The organism is Mesorhizobium sp. P2_A8, assembly GCF_056404935.1.
Genome location: NZ_JBFUDB010000006.1, coordinates 172,701 through 187,714 on the forward strand (window position 1 = coordinate 172,701; position 15,014 = coordinate 187,714).

Below are 15,014 nucleotides of genomic sequence, written 5' to 3' on the forward strand. Positions count from 1 at the left end.
ACCGACAAGAAGATGTATGGGGCGCCTTCCAAGGAAGCCGAACCCTGGCGGCGCCCAATGATGGCTACGATCCTTGGTTGTGCGCTGTTGCCACTCTGACAGGTGCGCGCCCCCGGGGCCTACGCCGCAAATCGTAGACCCCCATCGCAGGTCAGGACCTGACCGGTCATGAAGCCGTTGGAGACGAGAAAGGCGATTGCGTCGGCGACGTCCTCGGCTTTGCCGACTCGGCCAACCGGTGTCTTGTCGGCATAGTCGGCAAAGATCGCTTGCCTCTGCTCCTCGGCAACGAAATCCCACCAGGGCGTGTCGATGACGCCGGGCGCCACGACATTGACGCGCAGCGGCTTCAGCTCCACGGCCAGGATCGGCACCACCGTCAGAAGCATGCCGTTGATGGCGGCGATGCCGGCGACGCCCGGCATGGCAAGCTGAGCCGAGACCGCCGAGATGAAGGTGACCGATCCACTCTTTCGGAGCGTTGGCAGGGCGGCCTGCAGGCAGGACAGTTGCGGCCTTACTTTCTCGTCGACACCGCTGCCGATGTCGGTCAGGTCGAGCGTCTGGAAGGGGCCAAGGCCCTTGCCGCCGCTGGCCGCCAGGACCAGATGGTCAAAGGGGCCGAGGCGCTCGAAGAATCCGCTGACCTGGTCCGGCTTTGCGGCATCGAATGCTGCCTTGTCGACAGCGCCGCCAAGGCTCTTCCATGCGCTGTTGAGCCTGTCCTGATTGCGTCCGGTGATGGTCACCTTCATGCCGGGACCAAGCAGTTTGCGCGCGGTCGCCAGGCCGATGCCGGACGAGCCGCCGATGATGACGGCATGTTCGATCGTCTTGGTCATGAATGCTGTTCCTTCGATGTTGGGGAGGCGAGGCCGACGAGGTCCAGGCTCAGGCTGCGCAATTGCTGTCTTGCCCTGGCATCGTAGGCCTGGGCGTCGGCGCGGGATTCCCGCAGGCCGTCGAAGTAGAGGCCGCTGCGTCCTTCCAGCGCCGGTGATGTCGCGAGGTTGAGGATGGCATCGGCACCTGTCTCGACCGAACTCCACGGCGTCACGCCAGCCTGGCGGACCATGGTGGTGTTCATGTAGCTGGCCGGATGCAAGGCGTTGACGGTGACGCCGCTCCCTTTCAGATGCTCCGCAAGGTCTACGGTGAACAGGATCTGCGCCAGCTTGCTCTGGCAGTAGGCGCGCACGCCGTCGTAGCTGCGGGTCAGCATGACATCGCCGAAGTCGACCGCCTGCTGTCCGGCCGAGGCGACATTGACGATGCGCGCGGGCGCGCTCGCCGCGATCAACGGCAGAAGCTCCGATGTCAGCAGAAACCCGGCGAGATAGTTGACCGCGAAGCGCAGTTCGTAGCCATCAGCGTTGACCTGTCTTCTGGCGCCCTGGCCAGCCGTGCCGATGCCGGCATTGTTGACGAGGATGTCGAGCCGGTCCGTCCTGGCGCGCACGGCCTCGGCGAGGCGGCGCACCTCGGCCAGCGAAGCAAGATCCGCGACCAGCAGTTCGGCCTTGCCGCCGGCGGCTTCGATCTCAGTGACGGTCGCCTTGCCGCGCGCCGCATCGCGGCCATGTACCAGCACGCGGGCGCCGCCGGCGCCGAGTCGTTGCGCCACGACGCGGCCGACGCCGTCGGTCGACCCGGTGACGAGGATTGTCTTGTCTTTGAGTTCCATGTTCAGAGCCTCCGTTTCGTTGCTCCGAACCAAAGATGGGGCAGCAGCCGCGCGCCAAACAGTTCAAACTTTATCCTGGTATCAATACTGCTATATTAGCCTCATGGAATCCCAGCCCCACTCTGCTCCCACCCACTCCGCTGAAGACAGCCGACGGCGCGAGCTCGGCGCCTTCCTGCGATCGCGCCGCGAAAGGCTGACGCCCTCGGCAACCGGCATTGCCACTGGCCTCAGGCGACGTACGCCGGGCCTGCGCCGCGAGGAGGTGGCGATGATCGCCGGCGTCGGCACGACCTGGTACACATGGCTGGAGCAGGGGCGGGAGGTGCGGCCGTCGGTCGAGGTGCTGACGGCGCTCTGCGAGGCGCTTCGGCTCGACGCCGCGGAAAAGCAGCATCTGTTCATCCTTGCCGGCCGCCAGCAGCCGGAGCGTCGCGCCGTGGCGCCGGAAAAGGTCGACGGCCCCTTGCTGCACATGCTGCAAAGCCTGGTGCTGCAGCCGGCCTATGTCGTCGGCCGGCGCTGGGACGTGCTGGCCTGGAACCCGGCGGCGGTCGCCGTGTTCGGCGACTACGGTCTGCTGGAGGGGGACGCCCGCAACATCGTCCACATGGTCTTCACCAATCCGCACCACCGGCGGCTGCTGGTCGACTGGGAGGAGCTGGCGCGGATCGTGCTGGCATCGTTCCGGGCCGCGAGCGCCAGATATGTCGGCGATCCGGATTTCGAACGGCTGATCGAATTGATGACGCGCTCGAGCCCCGAGTTTCGCGCCTGGTGGCCTCAGCGCGACGTCGCGCACCGATTGTCGGGGGTGAAGCATGTCAGGCACCCGAGCGCGGGCGCCATGACGTTCGAGCATATGAGCTTGTCGATCGGCGACGGCTCCGACATGAAGCTGATCGTCTACACGCCGCTTGCCGAGCAGAACTCGATCGCCAAGCTGCAGACATTGCTGGACGCGCTGCCGGCCGAGCGGCGCAGCGCCTGAAGCGCCTGTCCGTCAGCTCTTCGGCTTCAGCCCGTCGAGGAACAATTGCTCCAGAAAGCGTGCGGCGTCTTCGAAACGGCCATCGCCGCCGCGGTCGGCTCCGAGCACGGCGCGGACCTGGACGTCGAAATCGGCATAATGCTGCGTCGTCGCCCAGATCGAGAAGATCAGGTGCCAAGGGTCGGTCCTGGCGATCTTGCCGTCGCGCATCCAGCCCTTGATGACGGCCGCCTTCTCGTCGACCAGCGTCTTCAGTTCGCCGGCCAGCAGCGGCATGATGCGCGGCGCGCCTTGCAGGATCTCGTTGGCGAACAGCCGGCTCTCGCGCGGAAAATCGCGGGCCATTTCGAGCTTGCGCCTGATGTAGTTGCGCAATTCGGTCATGGGATCGCCGATGTCGTCGAGTTCCCGTAGTGGCGCCAGCCAGGTGTCGAGCAGGCGCTGCATCAGCGTCTCGTGGATGTCCTCCTTGCGGCGGAAATAATAAAGCAGGTTCGGCTTCGACATGCCGGCGGCTTCGGCGATCTGGTCGATGGTCGAGCCGCGAAAACCGTTGGTGGAGAAAACCTCCAGCGCCGCCTCGAGAATGAGTTCGCGCTTTTCCTGCTGGATGCGGGTGCGGCGAGGGGCGTCCGTGCTGGTGTTCACCGTTGCGGGCCCTCGCGTTGACGGTCATCTGGACCAATTCTCTGGACCAGTTTTTCCTTGGCCTGTGGAACGCACTTCAAGTGCCGCATTTCCGCTAGTAATCCCTTGACCGCCGACAGGGCGGTGCTAACGTTTGTCCAATCGGTCAAAAATTTGCGTAGCATGAAAACGCGGCAAAGACCAAGCGTTGGGCGCACCGAAACAGGTTACAAGGGGAAGTCTTGGTCATGTCCAACCGGCTGAAAGTCACGCCGAACGATCTCAGCGCATTCTGGATGCCGTTCACGGCAAACCGACAGTTCAAGCAGGCGCCGCGCATGATGGTGTCCGCCAAGGACATGCATTACACGACCAGCGACGGCCGCAAGGTGCTGGACGGCACCGCGGGTCTCTGGTGCGTCAACGCCGGCCACTGCCGGCCGAAGATCACCGAGGCGATCCAGCACCAGGCCGCTGAGCTCGACTATGCGCCGGCGTTCCAGATGGGCCATCCGATCGTCTTCGAACTGGCCAACCGCCTGGTCGACCTCGCGCCCAAGGGCATGGACCATGTGTTCTTCACCAATTCCGGTTCGGAATCGGTCGAGACGGCGCTGAAGATGGCGATCGCCTATCACCGCGCCAAGGGCGAGGGCTCGCGCACCCGTCTGATCGGCCGCGAGCGCGGCTATCACGGCGTCAATTTCGGCGGCATCTCGGTCGGCGGCATCGTCACCAACCGCAAGATGTTCGGCACGCTGCTCGGCGGCGTCGACCACATGCCGCACACGCATCTGCCGGAAAAGAACGCCTTCACCAAGGGCGTGCCGGAGCATGGCGCGGAACTCGCCAACGAGCTGGAGCGCATCGTCGCCCTGCATGACGCCTCGACCATCGCCGCCGTCATCGTCGAGCCGGTCGCCGGTTCCACCGGCGTCATCCTGCCGCCCAAGGGCTATCTGCAGAAGCTGCGCGAGATCTGCACCAAGCACGGCATCCTTTTGATCTTCGACGAGGTCATCACCGGTTTCGGCCGTCTCGGCACGCCGTTCGCCGCCGACTATTTCGGTGTCACGCCCGACATCATGACCACCGCCAAGGGCGTCTCCAATGGCGTCATCCCGATGGGCGCGGTGTTCGTGAAGAAGGAAATCCACGACGCCTTCATGACCGGCCCCGAGCATATGATCGAGTTCTTCCACGGCTACACCTATTCGGGCAATCCGATCGCCTGCGCGGCGGCACTCGGCACGCTCGACACGTACAAGGAAGAGGGCCTGCTCACCCGAGGCGAGGAGCTGGCGCCATACTGGGAAGACGCGCTGCATTCGCTGAAGGGCGAGCCGAACGTCATCGATATCAGAAACATCGGCCTGATCGGCGCGATCGAGCTGGCGCCGATCGCTGGCCAGCCGACCAAGCGTGCCTTCTCGGCCTTCGTCAAGGCGTTCGAGCGCGGCGCGCTGATCCGCACCACCGGCGACATCATCGCGCTGTCGCCGCCATTGATCATCACCAAGGGCCAGATCAACGAATTGATCGACCATGTGCGGGATGTTCTGCGCTCGATAGACTAGATCTGCCTGGACCTGGACGGGTGGCGACGGGAACCGCCGCCCGCCCAGGACATGAAATGAGAGGACTTGGAATGGCCGCACCCGGCGAGAATCTGCGAATCAATTCAGACCGTTTGTGGGATTCGATAATGGAGATGGCGAAGATCGGCCCCGGCATTGCCGGTGGCAACAATCGCCAGACCGTGACCGACGAGGATGGCGAGGGCCGGCATCTTTTCAAGCGCTGGTGCGATGCGGCCGGGCTCGAAATGGGCGTCGACGAGATGGGTACGATGTTTGCCCGCCGCGAAGGCACCGACCCCAGCCTGCCACCGGTCTATGTCGGCAGTCATCTCGATACGCAGCCGACCGGCGGCAAGTATGACGGCGTGCTCGGCGTGCTGGGCGGGCTTGAAGTGGTGCGCTCGCTCAACGACCTCGGCATCAAGACCAGGCATCCGATCGTCGTCACCAACTGGACGAACGAGGAAGGCGCGCGCTTTGCCCCGGCGATGATGGCGTCCGGCGTGTTCGCCGGCGTGCTCGACCAGGCCGATGTCTACGAACATGTCGACAAGCAAGGCAAGAAATTCGGCGAGGAACTGGAGCGCATCGGCTGGAAGGGCACCGAGAAGGTCGGCGACCGCAAGATCCATGCCTTCTTCGAACTGCATATCGAGCAGGGACCGATCCTAGAGGACGAGGGCATCGACATCGGTGTCGTCACCCACGGGCAAGGGCTGAAGTGGCTGCAGGTGACGCTGACCGGCAAGGAGGCGCATACCGGTTCGACGCCGATGCCCAAGCGCCGCAATGCCGGGCTTGGCATGGCCAGGGTGATCGAACTGGTGCACGAGATCGCCATGGACTACCAGCCCGACGCCGTCGGCGCGGTCGGCCACATGGAGGTGTTTCCCAACTCGCGCAACATCATCGCCGGCCGCACCGTCTTCACCATCGATATCCGTTCGCCCGAGAAGGAAGTGCTGGATGCGATGGACGGTCGCATCCGTGAAGGCATAGACACGATCTGCGAGGCGCTCGACATCCAGTACAAGATCGAACAGGTCGGCGCCTTCGACCCGGTCACCTTCGACGCCGGCTGCGTCAAGGCGATCCGCGATGCCGCCGAACGTCTCGGTTATTCCCACCGCAACATCGTGTCCGGCGCCGGCCATGATGCCTGCTGGATCAACCGCGTTGCGCCCACCGCCATGGTGATGTGCCCCTGCGTCGACGGCCTCAGCCACAACGAGGCCGAGGACATCACGAAGGAATGGGCGTCGGCCGGCGCCGACGTGCTGTTCCACGCAGTGGTGGAAACGGCTGTCATCGTGGAGTGAGCTTGCAATCCGCATCCCAAAACGCCGCTCGCAAAGAAGCGCGAAGAGAACAAGGGAACACAAAAATGACCAAAGTCATCAAGAACGGCACCGTTGTCACCGCCGACCGCACGTGGAAGGCCGATGTGCTGTTCAAGCACGGCAAGATCGTCGCCATCGGTTCGGACCTGCATGGCGATCACGAGTTCGACGCCACCGGCTGCTACGTGATGCCGGGCGGCATCGATCCGCACACCCATCTCGAAATGCCGTTCATGGGCACCTATTCGGCCGATGATTTCGAATCCGGCACGCGGGCGGCGCTCGCCGGAGGCACCACGATGGTGGTCGATTTCTGCCTGCCGGCGCCGCAGCAGTCGCTGCTCGAGGCCTTGCAGATGTGGGACAACAAGACCTCGAAAGCGTCCTGCGATTATTCCTTCCACATGGCCATCACCTGGTGGGGCAAGCAGGTGTTCGACGAGATGGCCACCGTCGTCGACAAGGGCATCACCTCGTTCAAGCACTTCATGGCCTACAAGGGCGCGCTGATGGTCGACGACGACGAGATGTACGCGTCGTTCCAGCGTTGCGCCGACCTTGGCGCGCTGCCGCTGGTGCATGCCGAGAATGGCGACGTGGTTGCTGCGCTTTCACAGAAGCTTCTGGCCGCCGGCAACAACGGCCCCGAGGGGCACGCCTATTCGCGGCCGCCGGAAGTGGAAGGCGAGGCGACCAACCGCGCCATCATGATCGCCGACATGGCGGGCGTGCCGCTCTATGTCGTGCACGTCTCCTGCGAGCAGAGTCACGAGGCGATCCGCCGGGCCCGCCAGAAGGGCATGCGCGTGTTCGGCGAGCCGTTGATCCAGCACCTGACGCTCGACGAGAGCGAATATTTTGACAAGGACTGGGACCATGCGGCGCGCCGCGTGATGAGCCCGCCCTTCCGCAACAAATTGCACCAGGATTCGCTGTGGGCCGGCTTGCAGGCGGGATCGTTGCAGGTGGTGGCGACCGACCATTGCGCCTTCACCACCAAGCAGAAACGCAACGGCGTCGGTGATTTCACCAAGATCCCGAACGGCACCGGTGGGCTGGAAGACCGCATGCCGGTGCTGTGGACGACGGGCGTCAACACCGGACGGCTGACGATGAACGAGTTCGTCGCGGTGACCTCGACCAACATCGCCAAGATCCTCAACATGTATCCCAAGAAGGGCGCCATCGTCGAAGGTGCGGATGCCGACATCGTCGTCTGGGATCCGAAACGCAAGAAGAAGATTTCCTCGAAGAAGCAGCAGTCGGTCATCGACTACAACGTCTTCGAAGGGTTCGAGGTGACCGGCCTGCCGCGCTTCGTCTTCTCGCGTGGCGAACTGTCGATCCAGGAGGCCGAGGTCATGGCCAAGCCCGGCCATGGCGAGTTCGTCGGCCGCGAGCCGAACGCGGCGGTCAACCGGGCGCTATCGACGTGGAAGGAAATTTCCGCGCCGCGCAAGGTCGAGCGCACCGGCATTCCGGCGACCGGGGTTTGAGCTTGGCGCGCTCGGCCGCGTTCATTTTACTGGTCCTGGCGGCAGTTGTCGCAGGTCCGGCAGCAGCGAGCGGCGTGCTCGCCGGCTCCTGGGGCAATGATGTCGGCTGTGCCGGCGTCAAGGCCGGTTATCAGGACAGTGACGCCTACATCGTGCTGACCGCCGAAGGCATAGAGACCTATGGCAGCGGCTGCCGGTTCGCGCAGCAATTGACGTCGGTGCTGGGTGCACAATGGTTGACCTCGACCTGTTCCGCCGAGGGTGAGGCGGGGACGACGACTGAGACCGTTGTGGTCACCAACAAGGGGGAGGATGGTTTCTTCGTCACCATTCCCGGCCTTGAGGAAATGGGGCCGCTGCAATCATGTTCATGACGGTGCCGGTGACGGCCCCTCCGTCGATGTCGGCTTCAAGCGACGAGTGCGTCCAGTTCCGGCAGCAGGACGACGCTTTCCTGTTCGTTGGGATCGGTGCGGGCAATGACGGCGGAAGACGGGGCGCCGCTGAGATTGGCCGGCAGATGCGGTACGCCGGCCGGAATGTAGAAGAGGTCGCCGGCCTTGACGACGATATGATGCTCCAGCCGGTCACCGTACCAGGTATGGACTTCGCCGGAGAGTACGTAGATCGCCGTTTCATGGCTCTCGTGCATATGCGCCTTGGCGCGGGCGCCGGGCGGCATGGTGAGCATATGCATGCAGATGCCGGAGGAGCCGACGGTTTCTGCGGCGATGCCGGCGAAATAGGTCAGTCCCTGCTTGCCTTCATAAGTGGTTTCAGGGCGGATAAGATGACAAGTGGGCGACATCGGGGAAACTCCGGGCGTCGATTGAGTGGGACAAAGGCAGTGGGACAGGGCGAGTGGAAAACAACATCGCGATAAAAGCAATCGGATTCCAGCCGGTGCCCCGGTGGCGGCAACGGGCAGGCTGCAGCCGATGACAGGGATTTCGCCAGCCGTCGTTGCGGCAAGCAAACTCGAACTGACCTTCCAGACCAATGACGGACCGGTGCAGGCGCTGACCAATGTCGACCTGACCATCGGCAAGGGGGAGTTCGTTTCCTTCATCGGGCCATCGGGCTGCGGCAAGACCACCTTGCTGCGCGTCATCGCCGATCTGGAAAAGCCGACCTCGGGGACGATTTCGGTCAACGGCATGACGCCCGAACAGGCGCGCGAGAAACGCGCCTATGGCTATGTCTTCCAAGCTGCGGCGCTGTTTCCGTGGCGCACCATCGAGCGCAATGTCGGGCTGCCGCTGGAGATCATGGGGCTGTCCAAGGCGGAACAGGCGGAGCGGATCAAGCGCACGCTCGACCTCGTCAACCTCAGCGGCTTCGAGAAGAAATATCCCTGGCAGTTGTCGGGCGGGATGCAGCAGCGCGCCTCGATCGCGCGCGCGTTGGCTTTCGACGCCGACCTGCTGTTGATGGACGAGCCGTTCGGCGCGCTGGACGAGATCGTGCGCGACCACCTCAACAAGCAATTGCTGGAACTGTGGGGACGCACAAACAAGACCATCTGCTTCGTCACCCACTCCATTCCCGAAGCCGTCTATCTTTCGACGCGCATCGTCGTCATGTCGCCACGCCCGGGCCGTGTCAGCGATGTCATCGAGTCGACGCTGCCGAAGGAGCGGCCGCTCCACATCCGCGAGACGCCGGAATTCCTGGCGATCGCCGCGCGCGTCCGCGATGGTCTGCACGCAGGGCACAGCTATGAAGATTGAGGCGGTGCGCTAGATGGACAGCTTCCGCGACAAGCTCGTTCCGGTAACATCGATCCTCGCTGGCGTGGTCGTGCTCTGGTATGTTTTCGCCGTCATCCTCAACACGCCGTTCCAGCGCGATCTCGACCGCCGCGCCGGGGAAACGCCCGGCTTGAGCGAGTTCATCGGCAAGACGCTGTCGCAACCGAAGCCGACATTGCCGGCGCCGCACCAGGTGGCGGTGAACTTCTTCGAAAACACGTTTCTGCGCCCCATCACCTCGAACCGTAGCCTCGTCTACAACGCCTGGGTGACTCTGTCATCGACGCTGCTTGGCTTTGCTTTCGGCACGGCGCTTGGCATCATCATCGCTGTCGGCATCGTGCATGTGGCGACGCTCGACCGCAGCCTGATGCCGTGGATCATCGCCTCGCAGACCATTCCCATCCTGGCAGTAGCGCCGATGATCATCGTCGTGCTGGCGGCAATCGGCATCACCGGCCTCATCCCGAAGGCGATGATCTCGACCTATCTGTCGTTCTTCCCAGTGACGGTCGGCATGGTGAAGGGCCTGCGCTCGCCCGAGATCATGCATCTCGACCTGATGCACACCTACAATGCGAGCCGCACGCAGACCTTCTGGAAATTGCGCGTGCCGGCCGCAGTGCCGTTCCTGTTCACCTCGATGAAGGTTGCGGTGGCGGCAAGCCTCGTCGGCGCCATCGTCGGCGAACTGCCGACAGGCGCGGTCGCCGGCATCGGCGCCAAGCTTTTGGCAGGCGCCTATTACAGCCAGTCCATCGACATCTGGTCGGCGCTGGTTGCCGGTTCGGTGGTGGCAGCACTTCTGGTCATGGTGGTCGGCATTGCCGGGCGCATCGTCGACCGCGCCATGGGCGGGAGGGCGGCATGAGTTGGCTGAAACCCTCCTGGCAAGCGGTGCTGGCCATCGTGCTGTGCCTGATCGCGGTGGCGCTCGGCGCGATGTCGAAGCCGGAAGCGGCAGCGCTTGCCGAGCCGGCGGCCAGCTTCAATTACCCCTATCTCGGAACGAAGGGCTTGATGTTTGGCCTGACCTTGCTGGCGGCGCTGGTCTCGATGACCAGGATTCCACCCCTTGCGGAAGCGGTGGTGCTGTTTGTCGGCGCCCACTTGGTTGCCCGGCTGCTGATTTCAGGCATATCCGGCTTCGAAGGCACCGCACTGGCGCCATATTTCCTGCTGCTGACCGCCGCATGGCTGCTCGGTTGGCGCTGCGTCGCTGTCCTGTCAGGACTTCGCCCGATGGCAAACTGGGCCCGGACTGCGTTGCGCCTGATCATCCCGGCCATCTTCGGTGCCTGGATCCTGATCATCTGGGAGGCGGTGACGCGCGGCGCCGGCATTCCCTTCATCCTTTTGCCGCCGCCGAGTGCCATCGGAGTCCGCATCGCCAGTTCGCTGCCGGTGCTCGCCGCGGATGTCCGGCAGACCATCTTCAAGGCGGTGATCTTCGGCTATGTGGTGGGCAGCGGCGCCGGCTTCATCACCGCCGTGCTCGCCGATCGCGTGCCGTTCCTGCGCCGCGGCCTGCTGCCGATCGGCAACATGGTCTCGGCGCTGCCAATCATCGGCGTGGCGCCGATCATGGTCATGTGGTTCGGCTTCGACTGGCAGTCCAAGGCGGCCGTCGTCATCATCATGACCTTCTTCCCGATGCTGGTGAACACGGTCGCCGGGCTCGCCGCTTCTGGCCATATGGAACGCGACCTGATGCGCACCTATGCGTCGGGTTACTGGCAGACGCTGCTTAAGCTCAGGCTGCCGGCAGCAGCGCCCTTCATCTTCAACGCGCTGAAGATCAACTCGACCCTGGCGCTGATCGGCGCCATCGTCGCCGAGTTCTTCGGCACGCCCGTCGTCGGCATGGGCTTCCGCATCTCGACCGAGGTCGGGCGGATGAACATCGACATGGTCTGGGCCGAAATCGCAGTTGCAGCACTTGCGGGTTCGGTCTTTTATGGCGTGGTCGCTCTTGTCGAAAGAGCCGTCACGTTTTGGCATCCCTCTGTCCGTGGTGGATAGGGCGGTGGGTTTAAGGGTACCAACTTCAGAGGGTAAAAAGATGAAAAGACTGATTATTCCCGTTCTGGCCGGCGCGATGTCGCTTGCCGCATTCCAGGCAATGGCAGCCGACAAGGTGACGTTGCAGCTGAAATGGGTCACGCAGGCCCAGTTTGCCGGCTACTATGTCGCCAAGGCCAAGGGTTTCTACGAGGCCGAGGGTCTCGATGTCGACATCAAGCCGGGCGGTCCCGACATTGCGCCTGAGCAGGTGATCGCCGGCGGCGGCGCCGATGTCATCGTCGACTGGATGGGCGGCGCGCTGGCCGCCCGCGAAAAGGGCGTCCCGCTGGTCAACATCGCCCAGCCGTTCAAGAAGGCCGGCATGGAACTGGTCTGCCCGAAGGACGGCCCGATCAAGACCGAGGCCGACTTCAAGGGCCACACGCTCGGCGTCTGGTTCTTCGGCAACGAATATCCGTTCTACGCCTGGATGAACAAGCTCGGCCTGAAGACCGATGGCGGCCCGGACGGCGTCACCGTGCTCAAGCAGAGCTTCGATGTGCAGCCGCTGATCCAGAAGCAGGCGGATTGTATCTCGGTCATGACCTACAACGAGTACTGGCAGCTGATCGACGCCGGCTACAAGCCGGAACAGCTGACCGTGTTCAACTATTCGGCGATGGGCAACGACCTGCTCGAGGACGGGCTCTATGCGTCGGAAGACAAGCTCAAGGATCCGGCCTTCGAGGACAAGATGGTGCGTTTCGTGCGCGCTTCGATGAAGGGCTGGAAGTATGCCGTCGACAACAATGACGAAGCCGCAGGCATCGTCATGGATGGTGGCGGCCAGGACGAGAACCACCAGAAGCGGATGATGAGCGAAGTCGCCAAGCTGGTCGACAATGCCGACGGCAAGCTCGACCCGGCGACCTACGAGCGTACCGCCAAGGCGCTGCTCGACCAGAAGATCATCACCAAGGAGCCGACCGGCGCCTACACCACCGCCATCACCGACAAGGCGGTCAAGTAAGCCTAGTCAGTGACGTCTTGATCTCATGCGCGGCGCCTTTGGCATGTGTCAAAGGCGCCGTTCCTTTATGGTGTTCATGACGAAGCTGGTTTCGATCGAGGCGACGCATTTGAGCCGCGCGATCTTTTCCTTGATGAAGCGCTCATACTGTTCGAGGCTGCCTGTCACCACCTTCAGCACATAGTCGCGCGAACCGGTGACAAGGTGGCATTCCAGCACCTCTTCCCAGCCGCGGATCGCGTCCTCGAACATGACGATCTCGTCCTCGTTCTGGCGGCTGAGCCGGACGGTGGCAATGGCGACCATGCTCCAGCCGAAGGCAGCTGGGTCGACCACGGTGGTATAGCCTCTGATAACGCCGGTTTCCTCCAGCCGCCGCACGCGCCTCAGGCAGGGCGACGGCGACAGGTCGATGCGCTCGGCAAGTTCGTTGTTGGTGATGCGGGCGTCGGCCTGCAGTTCACGCAGGATCCTGCGGTCGAAATCATCGGCTATCTTCTGCTGCACTTTCGGTCGCTCCAGGCAATTTGTTGCGAAGATGCAGCCATGCAAGCCCAAAAATAGCAAGGACTGGCCGAAGAGGATCGCATAAATTGCCACGCAACACTCCTCGAAAAGCAGGAAGAACCCATGCCCGCTCCGCGCCCGTCGAAAACCCATATCGGCAACCACAAGCTCCACCCGGAGACGCTGATGCTGAGCTATGGCTTTGATCCGCAGCTTTCGGAGGGCGCGGTCAAGCCGCCGGTGTTCCTGACCTCAACCTTCGTGTTCAAGTCGGCGGAAGAGGGACGCGACTTCTTCGACTACACTTCCGGCCGCAAGGAGCCGCCGAGCGGCACTGCGTCAGGTCTGGTCTATTCGCGCTTCAACCATCCCAACAGCGAGATCGTCGAGGACCGGCTGGCGATCTATGAGGGGACGGATGCCTGCATCCTGTTTTCATCTGGCATGTCGGCGATCGCGACGACACTGCTCGCCTATGCCCGGCCGGGCGACGTCATCCTGCATTCGCAGCCACTCTATGGCGGTACCGAGACGCTTTTGACGCGCACGCTGTCCGGCTTCGGCATCGGTGCTGTCGGCTTCGCGGATGGCGTCGACGAGACGGCGGTGCGCGCGGCGGCCGACGCCGCAGTCGCGAAGGGCCGTGTCTCGGTCATCCTGATCGAGACGCCGTCAAATCCGACGAACAGCCTGGTCGACATCGCGCTGATGCGCAGGATCGCCGACGAAATTGGCACTGGCCAAGGGTCGACGCCGATTGTCGTTTGCGACAACACGCTGCTCGGACCGGTATTCCAGAGGCCCATCGAACATGGCGCCGATGTGTCCGTCTATTCGCTGACCAAATATGTCGGTGGCCATTCCGACCTGATCGCGGGTGCCGCCATGGGCAGCAAGGCAGTCACCAAGCCGATCAAAGCTTTGCGCGGCGCGATCGGCACGCAGCTCGACCCGCATTCCTGCTGGATGCTGGGCCGCTCGCTGGAGACGCTGTCGATCCGTATGGAGCGGGCGAACGACAATGCGCGCATGGTCGCCGAATTCCTGCGCGATCATGCCAAGGTCGAGAAGGTGCATTATCTGCCGTTCCTGGGCGAGGACACGCCGGCGGGCCGTGCCTACCAGGCGCAATGCACGGGCGCCGGGTCGACATTCTCCTTCGACATACGGGGTGGCGAGAAGGCGGCCTTCGCCTTTCTCAACGGCCTGCAAATCTTCAAGCTGGCGGTGAGTCTCGGCGGAACGGAATCGCTGGCCAGCCATCCGGCGGCCATGACCCATTCGGGCATTCCCTTCGACGTGCGCCAGCGCATCAGGGTGTTGGAGACCACGGTCAGGCTGTCGATCGGCGTCGAACATCCGGACGATCTGATCGCCGACCTGACGCAGGCGCTGGCGGCGGTCTGACACCGCCCTTCGAACGACCGGGACATCGCGGTCCGACTGTTTGCACGTAAGCGTTACTCGCGTGGAGCCATCCACGCCTGTAAGCGTTCTGTCGATACATCCGCGCGCCGGGGAGCCGTGGAGGATGTCATCCAGCAAACGGAGAGTCTCATGCGTATCCAATCCTTGGCACCAATGCTTTCGGCCCTGGCCATCTCGGCGTCCTTCCTCATGGCATCGCCGGCCCTGGCCGAGACGGTGAAGCTGAAAGCGACGCTCGACGGGGGCCAGCAGAACCCGCCGGTCACCACGAAAGGCAAGGGCACGGCCGCTCTCACCTTCGACACGGCGACGAAGAAGCTCAGCTGGAACGTCAAATATTCCGGGCTGAGCGGGCCAGCCACCGCCGGGCACATTCACGGCCCAGCCGCGGTTGGTGAAAACGCCGGAGTGGCGATCCCGTTCAAAGGCAAGTTGAAGAGCCCCATCAAGGGTTCTGACGTCCTGACCGACGCGCAGGCCGCCGACCTGATCGCCGGCAAGGACTATGTCAACGTTCACACGGCGGCGAACAAGGACGGCGAAATCCGCGGCCAGATCGAGACCGCGAAATAGCGC

The 15,014-nt window shown here is 63.4% G+C and carries 16 protein-coding genes; 11 read left to right on the forward strand and 5 right to left on the reverse strand.

All coding sequences use genetic code 11. The features are described 5' to 3' along the window. Nucleotides 1-119 precede the first annotated feature (119 nt). Both AC1D10_RS18935 and AC1D10_RS18940 read right to left on the reverse strand, forming a co-directional pair. Nucleotides 120-842 carry an SDR family oxidoreductase gene (locus AC1D10_RS18935; protein WP_477274463.1) on the reverse strand — a complete coding sequence of 241 codons (723 nt, stop codon included), beginning with the start codon at nucleotides 840-842 and terminating at the stop codon, nucleotides 120-122. Beyond that, entirely contained in the window at nucleotides 839-1,684 is an 846-nt protein-coding gene (locus tag AC1D10_RS18940) for an SDR family oxidoreductase (RefSeq protein WP_477274465.1), read from the reverse strand. Before AC1D10_RS18940 ends, AC1D10_RS18935 begins: the two co-directional genes overlap by 4 nt. A 103-nt stretch (nucleotides 1,685-1,787) precedes the next feature. Here AC1D10_RS18940 and AC1D10_RS18945 point away from each other — a divergent pair, with 103 nt between their 5' ends. Next, nucleotides 1,788-2,675: a helix-turn-helix transcriptional regulator gene (locus AC1D10_RS18945; RefSeq protein WP_477274467.1), complete on the forward strand. Its 888-nt coding sequence runs from the start codon at nucleotides 1,788-1,790 to the stop codon at nucleotides 2,673-2,675. Between the two features lie 12 nt (nucleotides 2,676-2,687). Here AC1D10_RS18945 and AC1D10_RS18950 read toward each other — a convergent pair whose 3' ends face one another. Next, nucleotides 2,688-3,323: a TetR family transcriptional regulator C-terminal domain-containing protein gene (locus tag AC1D10_RS18950; RefSeq protein ID WP_477274469.1), complete on the reverse strand. Its 636-nt coding sequence runs from the start codon at nucleotides 3,321-3,323 to the stop codon at nucleotides 2,688-2,690. A 227-nt stretch (nucleotides 3,324-3,550) separates the two neighbouring features. Between AC1D10_RS18950 and aptA the strand changes: the two genes are divergently transcribed. The 4 genes from aptA (at nucleotide 3,551) to AC1D10_RS18970 (ending at nucleotide 8,092) form a co-directional block, all read left to right on the forward strand. After that, nucleotides 3,551-4,879, forward strand: coding sequence for an omega-aminotransferase AptA (gene aptA / locus AC1D10_RS18955; protein WP_379103532.1), 1,329 nt, complete (start codon nucleotides 3,551-3,553; stop codon nucleotides 4,877-4,879). A gap of 71 nt (nucleotides 4,880-4,950) precedes the next feature. Then, nucleotides 4,951-6,201, forward strand: coding sequence for a Zn-dependent hydrolase (locus tag AC1D10_RS18960; protein WP_477275005.1), 1,251 nt, complete (start codon nucleotides 4,951-4,953; stop codon nucleotides 6,199-6,201). A 65-nt stretch (nucleotides 6,202-6,266) separates the two neighbouring features. Next, nucleotides 6,267-7,718 carry a dihydropyrimidinase gene (gene hydA, locus AC1D10_RS18965; RefSeq protein ID WP_477274471.1) on the forward strand — a complete coding sequence of 484 codons (1,452 nt, stop codon included), beginning with the start codon at nucleotides 6,267-6,269 and terminating at the stop codon, nucleotides 7,716-7,718. 2 nt (nucleotides 7,719-7,720) lie between these two features. Continuing rightward, on the forward strand, nucleotides 7,721-8,092 hold the full coding sequence (locus AC1D10_RS18970) for a hypothetical protein (RefSeq protein WP_477274473.1): 372 nt from the start codon (nucleotides 7,721-7,723) through the stop codon (nucleotides 8,090-8,092). Nucleotides 8,093-8,127: 35 nt separating this feature from the next. Here the strand turns inward: AC1D10_RS18970 and AC1D10_RS18975 are convergent, their stop codons facing one another. Then, complete coding sequence (locus tag AC1D10_RS18975; RefSeq protein ID WP_184874971.1) at nucleotides 8,128-8,526, reverse strand: cupin domain-containing protein; 399 nt, start codon at nucleotides 8,524-8,526, stop codon at nucleotides 8,128-8,130. A gap of 130 nt (nucleotides 8,527-8,656) precedes the next feature. Here AC1D10_RS18975 and AC1D10_RS18980 point away from each other — a divergent pair, with 130 nt between their 5' ends. Genes AC1D10_RS18980 through AC1D10_RS18995 form a run of 4 tightly spaced genes read left to right on the forward strand, consistent with a single transcriptional unit; the run spans nucleotide 8,657 to nucleotide 12,503 of the window. Further along, nucleotides 8,657-9,448, forward strand: coding sequence for an ABC transporter ATP-binding protein (locus AC1D10_RS18980; RefSeq protein ID WP_477274476.1), 792 nt, complete (start codon nucleotides 8,657-8,659; stop codon nucleotides 9,446-9,448). A 13-nt stretch (nucleotides 9,449-9,461) separates the two neighbouring features. Then, on the forward strand, nucleotides 9,462-10,340 hold the full coding sequence (locus tag AC1D10_RS18985; protein ID WP_477274478.1) for an ABC transporter permease: 879 nt from the start codon (nucleotides 9,462-9,464) through the stop codon (nucleotides 10,338-10,340). Beyond that, nucleotides 10,337-11,491 carry an ABC transporter permease gene (locus AC1D10_RS18990; RefSeq protein ID WP_477274480.1) on the forward strand — a complete coding sequence of 385 codons (1,155 nt, stop codon included), beginning with the start codon at nucleotides 10,337-10,339 and terminating at the stop codon, nucleotides 11,489-11,491. The genes AC1D10_RS18985 and AC1D10_RS18990 overlap by 4 nt, the downstream gene beginning before the upstream one ends. Nucleotides 11,492-11,531: 40 nt before the next feature. Next, complete coding sequence (locus tag AC1D10_RS18995; protein ID WP_477274482.1) at nucleotides 11,532-12,503, forward strand: ABC transporter substrate-binding protein; 972 nt, start codon at nucleotides 11,532-11,534, stop codon at nucleotides 12,501-12,503. A 48-nt stretch (nucleotides 12,504-12,551) separates the two neighbouring features. Here AC1D10_RS18995 and AC1D10_RS19000 read toward each other — a convergent pair whose 3' ends face one another. Next, a complete protein-coding gene (locus AC1D10_RS19000) occupies nucleotides 12,552-13,010 on the reverse strand; it encodes an Lrp/AsnC family transcriptional regulator (protein ID WP_477274484.1) in 459 nt (152 codons plus the stop codon). A gap of 123 nt (nucleotides 13,011-13,133) precedes the next feature. Here AC1D10_RS19000 and AC1D10_RS19005 point away from each other — a divergent pair, with 123 nt between their 5' ends. Beyond that, nucleotides 13,134-14,417 (forward strand): cystathionine gamma-synthase family protein, encoded by a 1,284-nt coding sequence (locus tag AC1D10_RS19005; RefSeq protein ID WP_477274486.1) that lies wholly within the window; start codon nucleotides 13,134-13,136, stop codon nucleotides 14,415-14,417. A 150-nt stretch (nucleotides 14,418-14,567) separates the two neighbouring features. Continuing rightward, the gene (locus AC1D10_RS19010; protein ID WP_477274488.1) at nucleotides 14,568-15,011 is read left to right on the forward strand and encodes a CHRD domain-containing protein; all 444 of its coding nucleotides are present in this window, start codon (nucleotides 14,568-14,570) and stop codon (nucleotides 15,009-15,011) included. Nucleotides 15,012-15,014 lie beyond the last annotated feature (3 nt).